Raw genomic sequence first — 18,383 nt, forward strand, 5'->3', positions numbered from 1 at the left:
GGGTTTCCCTGCGCGTCGAGCGGGTACCAGACGGGAATGGGCACGCCGAAGAACCGCTGGCGGGAGACCAGCCAGTCACCGTTCAGGCCGGCGATCCAGTTTTCATAGCGGGAGCGCATGAAGGACGGGTGGAAGTCGATGTCCTTGCCGCGGCCAATGAGGCGTTCGCGGCGGTCCTCGTCGCGGCCGCCGTTCCGGATGTACCACTGGCGGGACGTCACCACTTCCAGGGGCTTGTCGCCCTTTTCGAAGAAGTTCACCGGGTGCGTGATCTTCTTGGGCTCACCATCGAGCAGGCCGGCTTCCTTGAGCAGCTCCACCACGGCTTCCTTGGCGGAGAAGGCAGTCTTCCCGGCGATGACCGCGTACGCCTCCTTGCCGGCCTCACTGGTGATCCACTCGGGGGTTTCGGCAATGATGCGGCCGTCGCGGCCCATGATGGCGCGGGTGGGCAGCTGCAGTTCGCGCCACCACGTGACGTCGGTCAGGTCACCGAAGGTGCAGACCATGGCGATGCCGGAACCCTTGTCCGCCTTTGCCAGCGGGTGGGCCTTGACCTCGAGCTCAACGTCGAACAGCGGGGACTTCACGGTCTTGCCGAACAGCGGCTGGTACCGCTCGTCGTCGGGGTTTGCCACCAGCGCGGCACATGCTGCAAGGAGCTCCGGGCGGGTGGTCTCGATGAAGATCTTCCCGCCGTCTTCGGTGAAGAAGGGGTAGCGGTAGTAGGCGCCCGGGACCTCACGGTCCTCAAGCTCGGCCTGGGCCACGGCGGTACGGAACGTGACGTCCCACAGCGTGGGAGCCTCGGCCATGTAGGCGTCACCGGCGGCCAGGTTGGCCAGGAAGGCACGCTGGGACACGGCGCGGGAAGTGTCATCGATGGTGCGGTAGGTCAGGTCCCAGTCGACGGACAGGCCCAGGGTCTGGAACAGGTTCTCGAAGACCTTCTCGTCCTCAACGGCCAGTTCCTCGCACAGTTCGATGAAGTTCTGCCGGGACACGACGTCGAAATCGCGCTGGTTCTTGGCCGGCTGGGCGGGCGGCCGGTAGTCGGCGTTGTACGGGATGGCAGGATCGCAGCGGACACCGTAGTAGTTCTGGACGCGGCGTTCGGTGGGCAGGCCGTTGTCATCCCAGCCCATGGGGTAGAAGACGTTCCTGCCGGTCATGCGCATGTACCGGGCCTGGACGTCCGTCTGGGTGAAGGAGAACATGTGCCCCACGTGCAGGGATCCCGACGCGGTGGGCGGGGGAGTGTCGATCGAGTAGACCTGCTCCCGGGTGGTGTCGGGGTTGAACTTGTAGGTTCCCTCGGCCAGCCAGCGCTGGGTGAGCGCGGCTTCGAGGCCTTCGAGGGCCGGCTTGTCCGGAACATTGATGGGGGCGGTGGTGGGCGTGTCTGTACCCTGCGTGTCTTCAGCCATTTGCCAATTCTTTCATGCCCGCTTGCGTCCCACCCAACCCGTGCCGCCCGCACGGACGCGGACACGGGTGGCATGCGGGCCATGGGAGAGTTCCGGGCAACCTTCGGCGTGAAGCGCATCTACGACCCACCGGCGGACGACGACGGCTTCCGCGTGCTGGAACTGGCGCGCGCACACCCCCGGATCACCCTCCTTTACGCTGCCCCGAACACCGGGGCGAACAATGCGCACGTCCTGCTTGATTACCTCCGGGGACAGTCCGCCGGCTGATCCCGCTAGGGTGGTGCCATGACTGAGGACTTGCAGAAAAAGGCAGCATTGGTGACCGGCGCGAGCAGCGGAATCGGAGAGGCAACAGTGCGTGCGCTGCGCGCCGACGGGTGGACGGTCTTTGCCGTGGCACGCCGGGCTGACAGGCTCGCGGCGCTGGAAGGCCGGACAGGCGCCGTCGCGATTCCCGCAGACATTGCAGAGGACGACGACGTGTCCCGGCTCCTCGCCCAGGTCACCGAAGCGGGCGGCATCGACACGCTGATCAACATCGCCGGTGGTGCCCGGGGTGCTGACAAGGTAGGCGATGCCAACACCGCCGACTGGGAATGGATGTACCGCGTCAACGTCCTGGGAACCCTCAAGCTCACCCGCGCGTTCCTTCCGATGCTGCGGGCCACCGGCGCGGGAACCGTCCTGAACCTCACCTCCACAGCGGGGCTGGACGCCTACGAAGGCGGGGGCGGCTACAACGCTGCCAAGTTCGGGCAGCACGCCATGACCAACGCCCTCCGGCTCGAAGAGGCTGAGCACAACGTCCGGGTCATCGAGGTGGCGCCCGGGCTGGTGCAGACCGAGGAGTTCGCCCTCAACCGGCTCGGGGATGCGCAGTCCGCAGAAAAGGTCTACCAGGGCGTGGAGATGCCGCTCACCGCGGAGGATGTGGCCGACGTCGTCCGCTACGCCGTCAGCGCCCCGCACCACGTCAACCTTGACCAGATCGTCATCCGGCCGGTGGCCCAGGCGGCCACGCACAAACTCATCCGGAAGGCCTAGGGCACGGGGATGCGCAGGGTGGCCACCACTGCGGCATGGTCGGTTCCCTCGATCCGGTGGACTGAATAGCCGGAGGCGGTAATGTCGCGGCTGGTCACCAGATGGTCCAGCGTGATCCCGGGCAGGCGGTACCCACGCATCGGCCAGGTGGGCACCAGCCTGCTGCCCAGGGAGGCGGCCACGTCCACCAGCGTCCGGCCGCCTCCCTGGCCCGCCAGCAGCGCCCTGAATTCCCGGTGGTCGTAGGTCGCGTTGAAGTCCCCGGCCAGCAGCAGGGGACCGGACCCGCTGTCCGCCCTGGCCACCGTGGCCAGGTCCCTGCGCCACTGGCCAACGGCGTCACCCACCGGCGCCAGGGTGTGCACAGCCACCACCCGAAGGGCGGCCCCACTGCCGTCCGCCAGGTCCAGGCTGGCCACCGGCATGGTGAATTGGGTGGCCGGAAGCACCCCGCCGTCCTTCAGGCTTAGCGAGGAATAGATGGCCGTACCGCCGGCGCCGTCCCTGGGATGGGCAACCCGGTGCGGGAGCAGCCCGTCGAGGCCCGCTGCGGTGAGCCTCCGTGACAGCTGGGGCGTGTATTCCTCCACCGCCAGCAAATCCACGTGCTGTTCACGGACCAGGTCCACGATGCCGGCAGCGTCTGCATCCCCCAGCTCCGCGTTGATGCTCATCGCCACGAGGGAAACCGGCCTTCCGGCGGCCTCGGCTGCAGGCCCGCGGACGTCCACGGGGAAGAGCCAGAACGCGTGGCACGCCAGCAGGGACGCCGCCAGGACCCGCTGCCACCGGCTGCGCCCAAGGAAGGCCAGGACCAGCGCTGCCGCGGCAGGCACGGTGAGCCAGGGCGTGAAGGCCACCAGCTGGACCCCCAGGACGGGCCACTCGACGGGGACGGCGCGCACCACGGACACCGCTGCGACGGGCAGCGCAAGGGGAATGAACAGCCACCGGCATGCGGCGGCCGCGCGCCTCCGCCCGGCAGGGCGCCCGGAAGCTGTCATGAGCCGAGTCTAGGGAATGCGCGGTGGTGGCGTCAGCCCCAACGGCCCCTGGATGCTCTGAACGGCACGGGACGCTGTGAATGGCAGGGATGCTCGGAATGGCACGGGACGCTGCGGCGATAGTAGACTCTTTATGGCTATGACCCGGCAATCACCGGTGAGCTTCCGGAAGAACGCGCAGTGTGCCCCTGCAGGGTGGCTGTGCCAGTAGAACCGGACGGGTAAGCCCGTCACAGCAGTAATGAGAGGCCGGGGCGGCAGGTGTTCCTCACGGAAGACACGCGGCGCCGGTAAGTGAGGTGGTACCGCGGTGGGCGTGCAGTCTTTTCGGGACGGCGCGGCAGCCGTCCTCGCATCCTGAACGGAACCTCCGGCCCCGCCGGGGTTCACCACGCTCAACCCAGGATGTCGAACATGACGTTTTACCCCAAGGCCTCAGCCTCCAGCACCTCGTCCAACGGCAGTGCCGGCGTTTCCGCCTCCGTGAAGTTCCCGGAGATCGAAGAGCGCATCCTGAAGTACTGGGACCAGGACGGCACCTTCCAGGCCAGCATCGACCAGCGCAGCGCCGACGTCCCCGGCGGCGAGCCCGGCAGCAACGAATTCGTGTTCTACGACGGCCCGCCTTTCGCCAACGGCCTGCCGCACTACGGCCACCTCCTCACCGGCTACGCCAAGGACCTGGTGGGCCGCTACCAGACCCAGCGCGGCAAGCGCGTGGAGCGCCGCTTTGGCTGGGACACCCACGGCCTCCCCGCCGAACTTGAAGCCATGAAGCAGCTGGGCATGACGGACAAGACCCAGATCGAAGCCATGGGCATCGACAAGTTCAATGACGCCTGCCGCGCCTCCGTGATGAAGTACGCCGACGAATGGCGCAGCTACGTCACCCGGCAGGCGCGCTGGGTGGACTTCGACAACGACTATAAGACCCTCAACGTCGAGTACATGGAGTCGGTCCTCTGGGCGTTCAAGCAGCTGCACGACAAGGGCCTGACATACAACGGTTACCGGGTCCTGCCCTACTGCTGGAAGGACGAAACGCCGCTGTCCAACCATGAGCTGCGCATGGACGACGACGTTTACAAGAACCGCCAGGACCAGACCGTCACCGTCACGTTCCCCATCCTCGCGGGGGAGTCGGAGGTTTCCAGGGAGCTTGCCGGCGTGCAGGCCCTCGCCTGGACCACCACCCCCTGGACGCTGCCCACCAACGCCGCGCTCGCCGTCGGGCCTTCCATCACCTACGCCGTGCTGCCGGCCGGCCCCAACGGCATCAAGGCGGCCTCCGCAGACGCCCCGGTCACCGGGAGCTTCATGCTCGCAGCGGACCTGCTGGGCAGCTACGTCAAGGACCTTGGCTACGACAGCTTCGAGGATGCGGAAGCCGCTGTGGTCTCCACCCACACCGGCGCCGAGCTGGAGGGACTGGAATACCAGCGCCTCTGGGACGACTTCGCGGACAACGAGAAGTACGGCATGGAGAACGCCTGGCGCTTCGTGGTGGCCGACTACGTCACCACCACGGACGGCACCGGCATTGTGCACCAGGCGCCCGCCTACGGCGAAGACGACCAGAAAGTCTGCGAGGAGGCGGGCATCCCCGTGGTGCTCTCCGTGGATGAGGGTGCAAAGTTCCTGCCACTGTTCAAGCACGGCGACCTCCATGACATCGTGGGGCTGCAGGTCTTCGAGGCCAACAAGCCCATCACCCAGGTGCTCCGTGCCCAGGGCCGCCTGGTCCGCCAGGCCAGCTACGAGCACAGCTACCCGCACTGCTGGCGCTGCCGCAACCCACTGATCTACCGCGCGGTGTCCTCCTGGTACGTGGAGGTCACCAAGTTCAAGGACCGGATGTCCGAACTGAACCAGGAGATCAACTGGATCCCCGGCAACGTCAAGGACGGCCAGTTCGGCAAGTGGCTGGAAAACGCCCGCGACTGGTCCATCAGCCGCAATCGCTTCTGGGGCAGCCCCATCCCGGTGTGGCAGTCCACGGACCCCGAATACCCCCGCACGGACGTCTACGGCTCCCTGGCCGAGATCGAGGCGGACTTCGGCCGGCTGCCGCTGAACAAGGCCGGCGAGGTGGACCTGCACCGCCCGTTCATCGACGAGCTGACCCGGCCCAACCCGGACGACCCCCGCACGCCTGAAGAGGGCCAGTCCGTGATGCGCCGCGTGGAGGACGTCCTGGACGTCTGGTTCGACTCCGGATCCATGCCCTACGGCCAGGTGCACTACCCGTTCGAGAACGAAGCCTGGTTCAACACCCACAACCCGGCCGACTTCATTGTGGAGTACATCGGCCAGACCCGCGGCTGGTTCTACATGCTGCACATCCTGTCCACCGCACTGTTCGACCGGCCGGCGTTCCGCAACGTCATCAGCCACGGCATCGTGCTGGGTTCCGACGGCCAGAAGATGTCCAAGAGCCTGCGCAACTACCCGGACGTGTCCGAGGTCCTGGACCGCGACGGCTCCGACGCCATGCGCTGGTTCCTGATGTCCAGCCCGATCCTGCGCGGCGGCAACCTGATCGTCACCGAGCAGGGCATCCGCGACGGCGTCCGCCAGGTGATCCTGCCGCTGTGGAACGTGTACAGCTTCTTCACGCTCTACACCAACGCTGCAAACAGCGGCGGGGGATACGACGCGAAGCTGCGCTACGACGGCTATGCGGACACCCTGGATCAGTACCTGCTGGCCAACACGGGCGACCTGGTGCGGAACATGACCGTGCAGCTGGACACCTATGACATCTCCGGTGCGTGCGACTCCCTGCGCAGCTACCTGGACATGCTCACCAACTGGTACGTGCGCCGCAGCCGGCAGCGGTTCTTCGACGAGGACCAGGACGCCTTCGATGCCCTGTTCACCGCGCTGGAGACCGTCACCCGTGCTGCTGCGTCGCTGCTGCCACTGGTTTCCGAGGAGATCTGGCGCGGCCTGACCGGCGGCCGCTCCGTGCACCTGGCTGACTGGCCGGACGCTGACCTCTTCCCGGCCAACCCGGCCCTGGTGGAGGCAATGGACCGGGTCCAGCAGATCTGCTCCACCGGGTCCTCGCTCCGCAAGGCAGCCAACCTGCGTGTCCGCCTGCCCTTGCAGGAACTCACCGTTGTGGCACCCGGGGCGGATGCGTTGGAAGGCTTTGCCGCCGTCGTCGCCGATGAACTCAACCTCCGGTCCGTCCGCCTGCTGGACGCGGCCACCGCTTCCCCCGAGGAATTCGGCATCCAGCAGAAGCTGGTGGTGAACGCCCGTGCTGCCGGCCCGCGCCTGGGCAAGAATGTCCAGGTTGCCATCAAGGGTTCGAAGTCCGGCGACTGGTCAGTGGACGACGACGGCGTGGTTACCTCCGGGGGCCTGCAGCTGGAGCCCCAGGAATACACGCTGGAGACCGTGGTGGCAGAGTCCGAGGGCGGCTCCGCCGCTGTCGCCGTGCTGCCCGGAGGCGGGTTCGTGGTCCTGAACACGGAAGTCACGCCCGAGCTGGAGGCCGAAGGCCTGGCACGCGACATGGTCCGCGCCATCCAGCAGGCCCGCAAGGACGCCGGGCTCAACGTCAGCGACCGGATCCGGACCACCGTCACGGCCCCGCAGAACGTGGTGGACGCCCTGCTGGCCAACGCTGAACTGGTCAAGGGCGAGACCCTGACGGTGGAGCTGGCCGCTGAGCCGGGCGATGTGTCAGAACCGGCCGTCGCGGTCGAAAAAATGGAGGCCTAGGACATGACCGACGAATTTTCCGTGGAAAGCGTCTACGCCGAACTGCTGGGCCGGGCGCCGGAAAACAAGATGGAGCCGCGCCTGGCGCCGCTGTTCCGCGCCATGGACGTGCTCGGCGAACCCAACAAGGCCTTCCCGATCATCCATGTGACCGGAACCAACGGGAAGACCTCCACCTCGCGGATGATCGAATCCGTGCTCCGCGCACATGGCCTGAGCACGGGACGCTACACCAGCCCGCACCTGTCCAAGGTCACCGAACGGATCAGCATCGACGGCCACCCCGTCTCCGATGAGACGTTCGTCAGGATCTGGGACGAAATCCGGCCCTACCTGCAGATCGTGGACTCCGAGCTGGAAGTCGAAGGGCAGCCGCGGCTGACCTACTTCGAGTGCCTCACCATCCTGGGCTTCGCCATCTTCGCCGACCAGCCCGTCAACGTGGCCATCATCGAGGTGGGCCTTGGCGGCATCACCGACGCCACCAACGTCGGTGACGGCCAGGTGTCGGTGGTGACGCCGATTTCGCTGGACCACACCGACCTGCTGGGCGACACCACCGAGGACATCGCCTATGAAAAGGCCGGCATCATCAAGCCCGGCGGCTACCTCATCAGCGCAGCGCAGCCCCTTGATGCGGCACAGGTGCTGCTGGAAAAGGCCAAGGAAGTGGGCGTGCCCTTCCGCTTCGAAGGCGTGGAGTTTGGCGTGGAGTCCCGGACTGTGGCCGTTGGCGGCCAGATGGTAACCATCCAGGGCATCGCCGGCCGCTACCCTGACCTCCTGGTACCGCTGCACGGCGCCCACCAGGCGCAGAACGCCGCCGTGGCGGTAGCCGCCCTGGAAGCGTTCTTTGGCGGCGAAAAGGAGCTCGACTTCGAGGTCCTGCAGGAAGGCTTCGCCGCAGTGACGTCACCGGGCCGCCTCGAAGTGGTACGCACCGCACCCACCATCATTGTGGATGCCGCGCACAATCCCGACGGCATCAAGGCCTCTGCTGCAGCCCTGCAGGAAGCGTTCACCGTCACCCGCCTGGTACCCGTGGTGGGCGTGCTCAAGGAAAAGGACGCAGAAGAAATCCTGCGGGAGCTAAGGGAATCCCTGGGGGACGTGGCCGTGGAGTACTGCTTCACCCAGTCCAACTCACCGCGCGCCGTACCGGCAGCGGAACTGGCAGAGCTTGCCATCGACCTGGGCTTTGGCGAGGACAACGTCCACGTCGCCGAGAAACTGGATGACGCCCTGGAATGGGCCGTGGAGCGGGCCGAAGCCAACGAGGACCTGTCCGGGGCCGTCCTGGTCACCGGATCGATCACCTTGGTGGCCGAGGCCCGGATCCTGCTCGGAAAAACGGAGGCGTGAGCATGGCCAGACTGACAAAAGCCCAGCGGGAATGGCGTCCCGGCATGCCCAAGAAGCGCCGTTCCACCAAGGTGATGTTTGCTTCCACGGTGCTGCTCCTGGAAGCGTTCGTCATGTTCTTCGCCACCCTGGTGGTGTTCGGCCTGCGCCGTGGGGAGTTCCCGCCGGCCCTGATCCTCGGCGTGGGCATCGCCCTCAGCGTGGTCATGATCTTCGCCTGTGCAGTCCTCAACAAACCCTGGGGCATCGGCCTGGGCTGGATCCTGCAGCTCGTCCTGATCCTCACCGGCATTTTCGAGCCGGCCATGTTCCTGGTGGGGTTGTGACTACTGAGCGCACCCTCGTCCTGATCAAGCCCGACGGCGTCGCCCGTAACCTGACCGGCGCCATCCTGGCCCGGATTGAAGCCAAGGGCTACAGCCTTGTTGAGCTGAAGAAGGTCGACGCCACCCGTGAGCTGCTGGAGCAGCACTACGAGGAGCACGTGGGCAAGCCGTTCTACGAGCCCCTGGTGGAATTCATGCTCAGCGGCCCCGTGGTGGCGGCCATCTTCGAAGGCCACCGCGTCATCGAAGGCTTCCGCTCTCTGGCGGGCACCACGGATCCCACGACGGCGGCCCCGGGCACCATCCGCGGTGACTTTGGCCGGGACTGGGGCCTGAAGGTACAGCAGAACCTGGTGCACGGCTCCGACTCCACGGATTCCGCGGACCGCGAGATTAAGATCTGGTTCCAGTAAGCCAGGGGAAATAACAGATAAGGCCAATGTTCTTCGTGAACATTGGCCTTATCTGTTATACGTATACGGCGCAGGGGAGCGCGGGGATTAGGGGTCTAGAACCCCGACGTTCCTGCGAAGACCTGGATGAACGCGAAGAAGATGGTGGCGATGACGGCCACGTACAGCAGCGCGGTGATGATCCAGCCGGAATCACCCAGGACCCGGGCTGCACCTGCTGGCATGGGAATGACACCAGCCGTGATGTTCCGGATGGTTGTCCACACGAAAAGCGGGATCATGGCCGCCCAGACGATCATGCAGAACGGGCACAGGATGTGGATGGCGTACAGAGCCTGGGACCACAGCCAAACGACGAACGCGAAGCCGAGCGTGACGCCCACCTGCAATCCCAGCCAGTACCAGCGGGCGAAGGTCGCCCCGGACAGCAGGGCCATGCCCACCGTGATGGTGATGGCGAAGGCCACGATCCCGATGAACATGTTGGGGAAGCCGAACAGCGAACTTTGCCAGGTCTGCATGACCTGGCCGCAGGAGATCCAGGGATTCACGTCGCACACGGTGGTGTGGTTGGGGTCCTTGAGCACTTCGAGTTTTTCCAGGACCAGGGTTCCGGAGGCAAGCCAGCCGACGATTCCGGTGATGACCAGCAGCCAGCCGAAGGGCCGGTTCCGGGCCATGCGCGGGATGCTGCCGGCGGCGCTGGTCTGCGGATCGGCGGCGCGTTCCTCTTCATGGGCGCTGACGGGGGAGATGCTGGGCATGGGTGTTGCGTCCTTTTCGTCCGGTGCTCCTGTGCCTGATTGTAACGTCGGTGGCTGGACCCACCACACAGCAACGGGAACAGCAACGCCCGCTTCCGCGGCGATCCAGGGCGGGTATGAGAGAATGAACGTGGCTGGAAGCCGATCCACATTCGGACTCCGGTCCGGTGGTTTGTTCCCAAGACCGCCAATGATGAGCAGGGCAGGCTTTGGATTCTTCCAGCACACCCGCGACTCCATTGGGCGGCACCTGGTTGTGGCACGCAGAACAACGGGTTTTCAGAACATCCACCGGCTCCCACGGGCTGCCGCACCCCAATGACGGTGCGAACCTGGGAGTATCCACTTGACTTCTGTCAATGCCTGCGGGTGTTGACAATATGTGCCCCAATGGGTGCCGGATGTGGCGGTACGTCAGGGGCAGGAGTGTTGCCACAAATGGACAATGATCAAGAACTGGCCGTTAACGACGAAGCAGTGGCTGCCGGCGCTGCTGCCCCCAAGAGGGCTCCGCGGACCCGCCGCAAGGCGGCTTCCAGGGCCGGGGACGCCCCCACGGATGCCGTGAGCACGGCACCGGAAGTTGCCGAAGCACCCGCCGCTGAAGAAGCCGGCACTGAAGAGGCCACCACAGCGGCCAAGGCTCCCGCCCGGCGCACCCGGTCCCGGAAGAAGGCGGACGCAGCAGAACCGCTGCCCGCTTTCGCCGCCGAAGCGGAACCGGCCGCCGCGGCCCCCAGTGGCACCCCCGCCACCGCGTCGGGTGCAGCTGATGAAAGCGCCGCTGCCGTTCCTGCCCCGGACACAACGGCAGACGCCGAAACGAAGCCGGTGCGCCGCCGTCGGGTAGCTACCCGCAAGGCTGCGTCGCCGGTTTCCGCCCCGGAAGCGGCCTCCGCAGCCGCCGCCGAAGTGGCGCCGGAACCGGCCGGGCCCGAAGCCGTGGTGCCCGAAGCCGTGGTGCCCGAAGCCGCGGACCAGGCCGCCGCGCAGAACGTGGAGCAGGCGCAGGAGCCCGCCGCCCAGGAGCCCGAGGCCCAGGAGCCCGAAGCCCAAAAAGCGGAAGCCCAGGAACCCCCAGCCACGCCCGCAGCTGCCGCCGCACCGGAGGCCGCCCGGCAGGAGCAGGCGCCTGACGCCGCCGGAACGAAGGACGGCGGCGCCGCCGCCAGCCCGTTTGGCTCCCTCTTCCTGGAACCGGCGTCGCCGACGTCGGTGCTCTTCCAGGCACCTGACCTCAGCACCGTGGTCCGGCCCGCCGCGCCCGTCGCGGAGGAGCCTGAAGAGGAAGAAACCGAAGACACCGACGATTCCTCCAGCCGCCGCCGGCGCCGCAGCCGTGGCCGCAGGGGCCGCAGCCGCATCGGCGACAGGACGGAAGAGGACAACGAGGACGGCAGCGCTGAGGCTGACGCCGAGGACGAGGCCGACGAGGATACCGCCGGCCAGCTGGAGGACGGTGTAACCTCCCGCCGCCGGCGCCGCCGCCGCCGCGGGGACCAGGACCTTGAACTCACGGGCGGCGGGGATGACGACCCGCCCAACACGGTGACCAGGGTCCGTGCGCCGCGCGCCGTCAGTGAAGCACCCGTGAGCAACCGCGTGACCAGCGTGAAGGGCTCCACCCGCCTGGAGGCCAAGAAGCAGCGCCGCCGCGAATCCCGTGACACCGGCCGCCGCCGCACGGTCATTACCGAGGCCGAGTTCCTGGCGCGCCGGGAGTCCGTGGACCGGCAGATGATCGTCCGCCAGCGCGACGACAGAATCCAGATCGCCGTCCTCGAAGACGGTGTCCTGGCCGAACACTTCGTGTCCAAGACGCAGCAGGACTCGCTGATCGGCAACGTGTACCTGGGCAAGGTCCAGAACGTGCTGCCGTCCATGGAGGCTGCATTCGTGGACATCGGGCGCGGCCGCAACGCCGTCCTGTACGCGGGTGAGGTCAACTGGGAGGCCGTCAACCTGGAGGGCAAGCAGCGGCGCATCGAAAACGCGCTGAAGTCCGGTGACACCGTCCTGGTCCAGGTGACCAAGGACCCGGTGGGCCACAAGGGTGCCCGCCTCACCAGCCAGATCTCCCTGCCCGGCCGCTACCTGGTGTACGTACCCGGCGGTTCCATGACCGGCATCTCCCGCAAGCTGCCCGACGTCGAACGCAACCGGCTCAAGCGCATCCTCAAGGACCGCCTGCCGGAACACGCCGGTGTGATTGTCCGTACCGCGGCCGAGGGCGCTTCCGAGGAAGAGCTGACGCACGACATCAACCGGCTTCGCGCCCAGTGGGAGGGCATCGAAAGCCAGTCCGCGTCCACCAAGATCCTGGCTCCCGAGCTGCTCTACGGCGAACCCGATCTGACCATCAAGGTGGTCCGCGACGTCTTCAACGAGGACTTCTCCAAGCTCATCGTTTCCGGTGAGGAAGCCTGGGACACCATCGAGGCCTACGTCACCTATGTGGCGCCGGACCTTGTGGGCCGCCTTGAGAAGTGGACCAAGGACCAGGACATCTTCGCCGCCTGGCGCATCGACGAGCAGATCCACAAGGCGCTTGAACGGAAGGTCTTCCTGCCCTCCGGCGGCTCCCTGGTGATCGACCGTACCGAGGCGATGACCGTGGTGGACGTCAACACGGGCAAGTTCACCGGCAGCGGCGGCAACCTTGAGGAGACCGTCACCAAGAACAACCTTGAGGCAGCCGAGGAAGTGGTGCGCCAGCTGAGGCTGCGCGATATCGGCGGCATCATCGTGATCGACTTCATCGACATGGTGCTCGAATCCAACCGCGACCTGGTCCTTCGCCGCCTGGTGGAGTGCCTGGGCCGTGACCGGACCAAGCACCAGGTGGCCGAGGTCACCTCGCTTGGCCTGGTCCAGATGACCCGCAAGCGCATGGGTACCGGACTGCTGGAAGTCTTCGGCGAGCAGTGCGAGGCCTGCGCCGGCCGTGGCGTTGTGACCCACGACGACCCCGTGGAGCACCGCCGCGCCAACATCGTTGCCGCCGAGCACCACGTCCAGCGCACCGACAACCGGCCCGAAGCCCGCGCGGAAGCCCGTCCGGAAGGGCAGCGGAACGACAATGCCCAGCCCGGCGTGCGTACTGAACGCAAGCGGCGGCGCGGACGCGGCGGGCAGCAGCCCGAAGCGGCCCCGGCACCTGCCGTCCACGTGCACACGGTCCAGCCGGACCCGTCGGACGCCGAGCGGCACGCCAAGGCGGAGGCCACCAGGCTTGCCCTGGCGAACATTGCCGCAGCGGCCCACGCTGCCCACCTGCATGACGATGAGGTGGCGGCAGCCCGGCAGGTGCCTTCCGTGGAGCCTGCGCCGGCGCGCGTCGAGGAGAAGCACGACGCCGATGCCCCGGCACGTCCTGCGGCTGTCCTGACGTTCGGCGGCGAGGAAGTCCCGCTTCCGTTCGTGGAGCATGCTGAGGAACAGCATCCCTTGCCCGCCCTGACCCTGGACCGGCTCGCGGAAGCGTTCGCCCACCTTGGGCAGCCGGCTTCCCCTGTGGAGAACGCGCCTGCCAAGACCGCCGAGGCCGTGAAGGTGCCGGAGGCTGCGGCGCCGGAACGGCAGCACGACGGCGGGGGAGCGGAAGCCCGCGCCGCCGCAACGGAAGCTGCAGCCGGAAAGGACTACTCCGACCACACGCTGGAGCAGCCGCGGCAGCGCAGGCCGCGGCGCCACCGTGCCGCCAGCCGTGCCCAGGGTGCCGCCAACGAGACCGCCGTCCAGCATCACGAAAACGTCCAGGCGGCAGGCGCAGGCCATTCGCACGCGGCCAAGGCTCCCGAACCCGTGAAGCCCCAGCAGGCAACGGCGGAACCGGGCAAGGCGCCCGAGGAACCCATCATCCTCGGCGTGGGTGTGCCTGCCTCGGAGCTCTAGGCGCAGGAGTTACCGGCCAAACGGCCGCGCAGTAAGGAATCCCCGTCCTGCGGACGATTCACCCGGGAAGCACCGTGGGAATCGGCCGTGTGGCGGGGATTCCTGCTGCTGCGAGGTTGTTGTTCCCTTGACCCGAGGGCTGTCATCCTTTCCTCCTGGTAAGGCCTACGGGCTAGGGTGGAAACCGACACGGGGTGCCGCGCAGAAGGCCGGCTGAGATCCAGACCCGTTGAACCTGTCCGGCTAGTACCGGCGAAGGGATGTCTCTTGTCTTCGACCCTTTCCATGCCCCTTCCTGCTGCCTCCGGCGTTCCCACCGCGCTGCCCCCGGGCCGGGACGTCCCGCGGGTCCTCTCGATCGCGGGCTCCGACCCGTCCGGTGGCGCCGGCATCCAGGCCGACCTCAAAAGCATTGCCGCCCACGGCGGATACGGCATGGCTGCCATCACCGCCCTGACGGCACAGAACACCCGTGGCGTGCAGGCTGTCCACGTTCCTCCGGCCGCTTTCCTGGCCGAACAACTAGACGCGGTCAGCGACGATATCTCCATCGACGCGGTCAAGATCGGCATGCTGGGCGACGAGAGCGTCATCCGCACTGTCCGGCACTGGCTGGAGAAGGTGCGCCCCGCCGTCGTGGTCCTCGACCCGGTGATGGTGGCCACCAGTGGTGACCGGCTGCTGAAGGAATCCGCGGAGGCCGCCCTCCTCGAACTGCTGCCCCTGGCGCACCTCATCACTCCCAACCTCCCGGAGCTTGCCATGCTGGTGGGCGGGGACCCTGCCGGGACCTGGCCGGCGGCGCTCGACCAGGGAAGGCGCCTTGCCGAAGCCACCGGAGCCACCGTGCTGGTCAAGGGTGGCCACCTCGCGGGTGCAGACTGCCCGGACGCGCTGGTCAACACGGCCGGCCTCCTGTCCCAGGAAGTGGTGGAAGTGCACGGCAAACGAATTTCCACCCGAAACAGCCACGGCACCGGCTGCTCACTGTCCTCCGCGATGGCCACCGTCCAGGCACGCCTTGGAGACTGGGAGGCATCGCTCCTGACGGTCAAGCCATGGCTGGCCGGCGCCCTTGAGAACTCGGAGCAGCTTGAGGTGGGCCAGGGCAACGGCCCCGTGCACCATTTCCACCATGTGCGGCCGGCCCCGCCGGAAGGCGCTTTCGCTGCCCGGCTGTGGACGGAAGCCCAGCAGGACCTGGCGGACATCTACGCCCTGGACTTCATCCGCGGCCTGGCCTCCGGGGACCTTGCCGAGAAGGACTTTGCCTACTACCTGGCGCAGGATGCCCTGTACCTGAACGGCTACTCCCGCGTCCTCGCCCGGGCCAGTGCCCTGGCCCCGTCCGAAGCGGAGCAGCTGTTCTGGGCCGGATCCTCGCAGCAATGCCTGGAGGTGGAGTCGGAGCTGCACCGCTCATGGCTCAGCACCCGCCCTGCCCAGGGCGGACTTGGCCCCGTCACCAAGGCCTACGTGGACCACCTCACTGCAGCGTCGGCGTCGGGAAGTTACGCCGTCCTGGCCGCCGCTGTTCTGCCCTGTTTCTGGCTCTACGCCGAGGTAGGGGAAAAGCTGCACGCCCAGTTCCTCGCCTCGGGAGAGCCCGACGGCCACGCCTACGCAGCCTGGCTCCGGACCTACGCCGACGAGGGCTTCGCCGAAGCCACCCGGCGGGCCATCGCCATCGTGGACGCAGCAGGGCGGAAGGCCTCCGACCATGAACAGGCGGCGATGGTGACCGCCTTCAAGCAGTCCTGCCGCCTGGAAGTGGAATTCTTCGACGCGCCGAGGCTGCATGCCTGACCCCTGCGGGCAGCGCCGCCGCTATTATGGAGGGGCATGGTTGCGGTGCAGCTTGTCGGGGTGTGGTTACTACCACAGCCGGGCCGCCGGAACCAGCCTCATTTGCGGCCGTAGATGGATTTAGCGTATTCTGGATCTTCGGTGCTTACGCCAACACTTGGGTTATGACCCCACGGCGTTGAGGCACAGCGAGAACCCTGGCTTTTCCGAGTCGGTTCCGCACGCAAATTTTGTAATAAACGTCGAGAGAAGTGAGTTCCCAAGTGGTGTACGCGATTGTCCGCGCAGGCGGCCGCCAAGAGAAGGTTTCCGTTGGAGACTTCGTTACCCTGAACCGCGTCGCCGGTGGAGCCGGCAGCACCATCGAGCTGCCCGCACTGCTCCTGGTTGATGGTGACAAGGTCACCTCCGCCGCCGCTGACCTGGCCAAGGTAACTGTTACGGCTGAAATCCTCCAGGACCTGCGTGGTCCTAAGATTGTCATCCAGAAGTTCAAGAACAAGACCGGCTACAAGAAGCGCCAGGGTCACCGCCAGGAACTGACCAAGGTCAAGATCACCGGCATCAAGTAACCACCGGTTACTGTTCAGGTATTTCAACAGATTCCCCAGAATTTAGAGGCAGGCATTTCAGATGGCACATAAAAAGGGCGCGAGCTCCACTCGCAACGGTCGCGATTCCAACGCTCAGTACCTCGGCGTCAAGCGCTTCGGCGGCCAGGTAGTTTCGGCAGGCGAGATCATCGTCCGCCAGCGTGGTACCCACTTCCACCCGGGCGCCGGCGTTGGCCGTGGCGGCGACGACACCCTGTTCGCACTGACCCCGGGCGCCGTTGAGTTCGGCACCCGCCGCGGTCGTCGCGTCGTCAACATCGTTGCTGCTGCAGCTGCAGAGTAACAACCAGTTCTGAAGCGGTGGAGCGGGCCTGAGGGTCCGCTCCACTGTTCTTTTAACCGCATTACAATCGATGTGGCGTCCGCGGGCGCCCATCTAAACAGCATTTGAGGAGATCCACGTGGCCAGCTTTGTAGACCGGGTAGTCCTGCACGTATCCGGCGGAACCGGCGGCCACGGATGCGTCTCCGTCCACCGCGAGAAGTTCAAGCCGCTGGGCGGACCCGACGGCGGCAACGGCGGCAACGGCGGCGACGTCATCCTCCGGGTGGACCACCAGACCACCACCCTCCTCGACTACCACCACGCACCCCACCGGCACGCCAGCAACGGCGGACCCGGCATGGGCGACTGGCGCGGCGGAAAGAACGGCGAGACCCTCGTGCTGCCGGTGCCGGACGGCACCGTGGTCAAGACCAAGGACGGTGAAGTCCTGGCGGACCTCGTCGGCGAAGGTACCGAGTTTGTGGCAGCCGCCGGCGGCATCGGCGGCCTGGGCAACGCGGCCCTCTCCTCCCAGAAGCGCCGTGCCCCGGGCTTCGCGCTGCTTGGCATCGAGGGGGATTCCCGGGACATCGTCCTGGAACTGAAGTCCATTGCCGATATCGCCCTGGTGGGCTTCCCGTCCGCCGGCAAGTCCAGCCTGATCGCGGCCATGTCCGCTGCGCGCCCCAAGATTGCCGACTACCCGTTCACCACCCTGGTTCCCAACCTGGGCGTGGTGCAGGCCGGCGAAGTGCGGTTCACCATCGCCGATGTTCCCGGCCTCATCGAAGGCGCCAGCGAGGGTCGGGGCCTGGGCCACAACTTCCTGCGCCACGTTGAGCGCTGCGCGGCCCTGGTCCACGTACTCGATTGCGGCACCCTGGAGTCCGACCGTGACCCGCTCACGGACCTCGCCATCATCGAAGGTGAGCTTGAGAAGTACGCCGTCGACATGAGCTACGCGGGCCAGGACGGCGAAGTGGTTCCCCTGAACCACCGCCCGCGGCTGGTCGCGCTGAACAAGGTGGACCTGCCCGACGGCAAGGACATGGCCGAGTTCGTGCGCCCGGAACTCGAGTCGCGGGGCTACCGCGTCTTCGAGGTGTCCGCCACCAGCCATGAGGGCCTGCGCCAGCTCGGTTTCGCCATGGCGGAGATCGTCAAGGCCGCCCGCGACGCCGTGGCGGCGGCCCCGCCCAAGGTACAGCCCGTGGTGCTGCGCCCGCGCGCCGTCAACGAAGCCGGGTTCAAGATCCGCCGCGAGGAAAAGAACCTGGAGCCGCTGTTCCGCGTCCTGGGCGAAAAGCCCGAGCGCTGGGTCAAGCAGACAGACTTCACCAACGAAGAGGCCATCGGCTACCTGGCCGACCGGCTTGCCCGGCTCGGTGTGGAAACCGAACTGTTCAAGCAGGGCGCCAAGCCAGGCGACACGGTGGTCATCGGTGACGATGACGGCGTCGTCTTCGACTGGGAGCCCACCATGATGGCGGGGGCTGAGCTGCTGGCCTCGCCGCGCGGCACCGACGTCCGGTTCGCCGACATCGGCGACCGCCCCACCCGCAGCCAGAAGCGCGAAGAGCAGCAGGAGCGCCGCGATGCCAAGGCTGCCGCACGCGCCGAACTTGAGGCGGAGCGCAAGGCCGGCATCTGGACCGAGTCCGTCAGTGGCCGCCGTGCCGCCCAACCCGTCAAGGAAAGCGGACTGGAAGCGGACGATGACCTCTAGGGG

At 66.8% G+C, this 18,383-nt stretch carries 13 protein-coding genes, 1 pseudogene and 1 riboswitch; of the genes and pseudogenes, 11 read left to right on the top strand and 3 right to left on the bottom strand.

The genetic code is table 11. From position 1 onward, the window contains the following. Positions 1–1,427: class I tRNA ligase family protein (locus BACI349Y_RS20245; RefSeq protein ID WP_236560773.1), on the bottom strand; the 1,427-nt coding region annotated here is incomplete at its 3' end. Positions 1,428–1,508: 81 nt separating this feature from the next. Between BACI349Y_RS20245 and BACI349Y_RS08875 the strand changes: the two genes are divergently transcribed. Together BACI349Y_RS08875 and BACI349Y_RS08880 are read left to right on the top strand one after the other, a co-directional pair. Next, positions 1,509–1,697 (top strand): hypothetical protein, encoded by a 189-nt coding sequence (locus BACI349Y_RS08875; protein ID WP_236560774.1) that lies wholly within the window; start codon positions 1,509–1,511, stop codon positions 1,695–1,697. Between the two features lie 18 nt (positions 1,698–1,715). Continuing rightward, entirely contained in the window at positions 1,716–2,474 is a 759-nt protein-coding gene (locus BACI349Y_RS08880) for an SDR family oxidoreductase (protein ID WP_159631798.1), read from the top strand. On the opposite strand, the gene BACI349Y_RS08885 is transcribed toward BACI349Y_RS08880, so the two are convergent. Beyond that, positions 2,471–3,478 (bottom strand): endonuclease/exonuclease/phosphatase family protein, encoded by a 1,008-nt coding sequence (locus BACI349Y_RS08885; protein WP_159631799.1) that lies wholly within the window; start codon positions 3,476–3,478, stop codon positions 2,471–2,473. The genes BACI349Y_RS08880 and BACI349Y_RS08885 overlap by 4 nt on opposite strands. Before the next feature lie 414 nt (positions 3,479–3,892). Between BACI349Y_RS08885 and ileS the strand changes: the two genes are divergently transcribed. From ileS to ndk, 4 genes and pseudogenes are all read left to right on the top strand, one after another. Then, positions 3,893–7,210 (top strand): isoleucine--tRNA ligase, encoded by a 3,318-nt coding sequence (gene ileS, locus BACI349Y_RS08890; protein WP_159631800.1) that lies wholly within the window; start codon positions 3,893–3,895, stop codon positions 7,208–7,210. 3 nt (positions 7,211–7,213) lie between these two features. Next, on the top strand, positions 7,214–8,572 hold the full coding sequence (locus BACI349Y_RS08895) for a bifunctional folylpolyglutamate synthase/dihydrofolate synthase (RefSeq protein ID WP_159631801.1): 1,359 nt from the start codon (positions 7,214–7,216) through the stop codon (positions 8,570–8,572). Between the two features lie 2 nt (positions 8,573–8,574). Next, positions 8,575–8,892: pseudogene (locus BACI349Y_RS08900) on the top strand (DUF4233 domain-containing protein); the annotation flags it as partial. Positions 8,893–8,894: 2 nt separating this feature from the next. Further along, positions 8,895–9,311 (top strand): nucleoside-diphosphate kinase, encoded by a 417-nt coding sequence (gene ndk, locus BACI349Y_RS08905; protein WP_159631802.1) that lies wholly within the window; start codon positions 8,895–8,897, stop codon positions 9,309–9,311. Positions 9,312–9,406: 95 nt separating this feature from the next. On the opposite strand, the gene BACI349Y_RS08910 is transcribed toward ndk, so the two are convergent. Next, positions 9,407–10,075 carry a vitamin K epoxide reductase family protein gene (locus BACI349Y_RS08910; RefSeq protein WP_159631803.1) on the bottom strand — a complete coding sequence of 223 codons (669 nt, stop codon included), beginning with the start codon at positions 10,073–10,075 and terminating at the stop codon, positions 9,407–9,409. 438 nt (positions 10,076–10,513) lie between these two features. On the opposite strand from BACI349Y_RS08910, the gene BACI349Y_RS08915 reads away from it, so the two are divergent. From BACI349Y_RS08915 to obgE, 5 genes are all read left to right on the top strand, one after another. Beyond that, positions 10,514–13,969, top strand: coding sequence for an Rne/Rng family ribonuclease (locus BACI349Y_RS08915; protein ID WP_159631804.1), 3,456 nt, complete (start codon positions 10,514–10,516; stop codon positions 13,967–13,969). Between the two features lie 180 nt (positions 13,970–14,149). After that, positions 14,150–14,247: riboswitch (TPP riboswitch) on the top strand. A gap of 7 nt (positions 14,248–14,254) precedes the next feature. Next, complete coding sequence (thiD, locus tag BACI349Y_RS08920) at positions 14,255–15,775, top strand: bifunctional hydroxymethylpyrimidine kinase/phosphomethylpyrimidine kinase (RefSeq protein ID WP_159635425.1); 1,521 nt, start codon at positions 14,255–14,257, stop codon at positions 15,773–15,775. A 263-nt stretch (positions 15,776–16,038) separates the two neighbouring features. Continuing rightward, a complete protein-coding gene (gene rplU / locus BACI349Y_RS08925) occupies positions 16,039–16,347 on the top strand; it encodes a 50S ribosomal protein L21 (RefSeq protein WP_003803420.1) in 309 nt (102 codons plus the stop codon). Between the two features lie 61 nt (positions 16,348–16,408). Further along, positions 16,409–16,672, top strand: a complete 264-nt coding sequence (gene rpmA / locus BACI349Y_RS08930; RefSeq protein ID WP_009372867.1) for a 50S ribosomal protein L27 — start codon at positions 16,409–16,411, stop codon at positions 16,670–16,672. 118 nt (positions 16,673–16,790) lie between these two features. After that, positions 16,791–18,380 (top strand): GTPase ObgE, encoded by a 1,590-nt coding sequence (gene obgE, locus BACI349Y_RS08935; RefSeq protein ID WP_159631805.1) that lies wholly within the window; start codon positions 16,791–16,793, stop codon positions 18,378–18,380. The last annotated feature ends 3 nt before the right edge of the window (positions 18,381–18,383 follow it).

It is taken from the genome of Arthrobacter sp. 8AJ (assembly GCF_902506025.1).
In the GTDB taxonomy this organism is placed as follows: domain Bacteria; phylum Actinomycetota; class Actinomycetes; order Actinomycetales; family Micrococcaceae; genus Arthrobacter.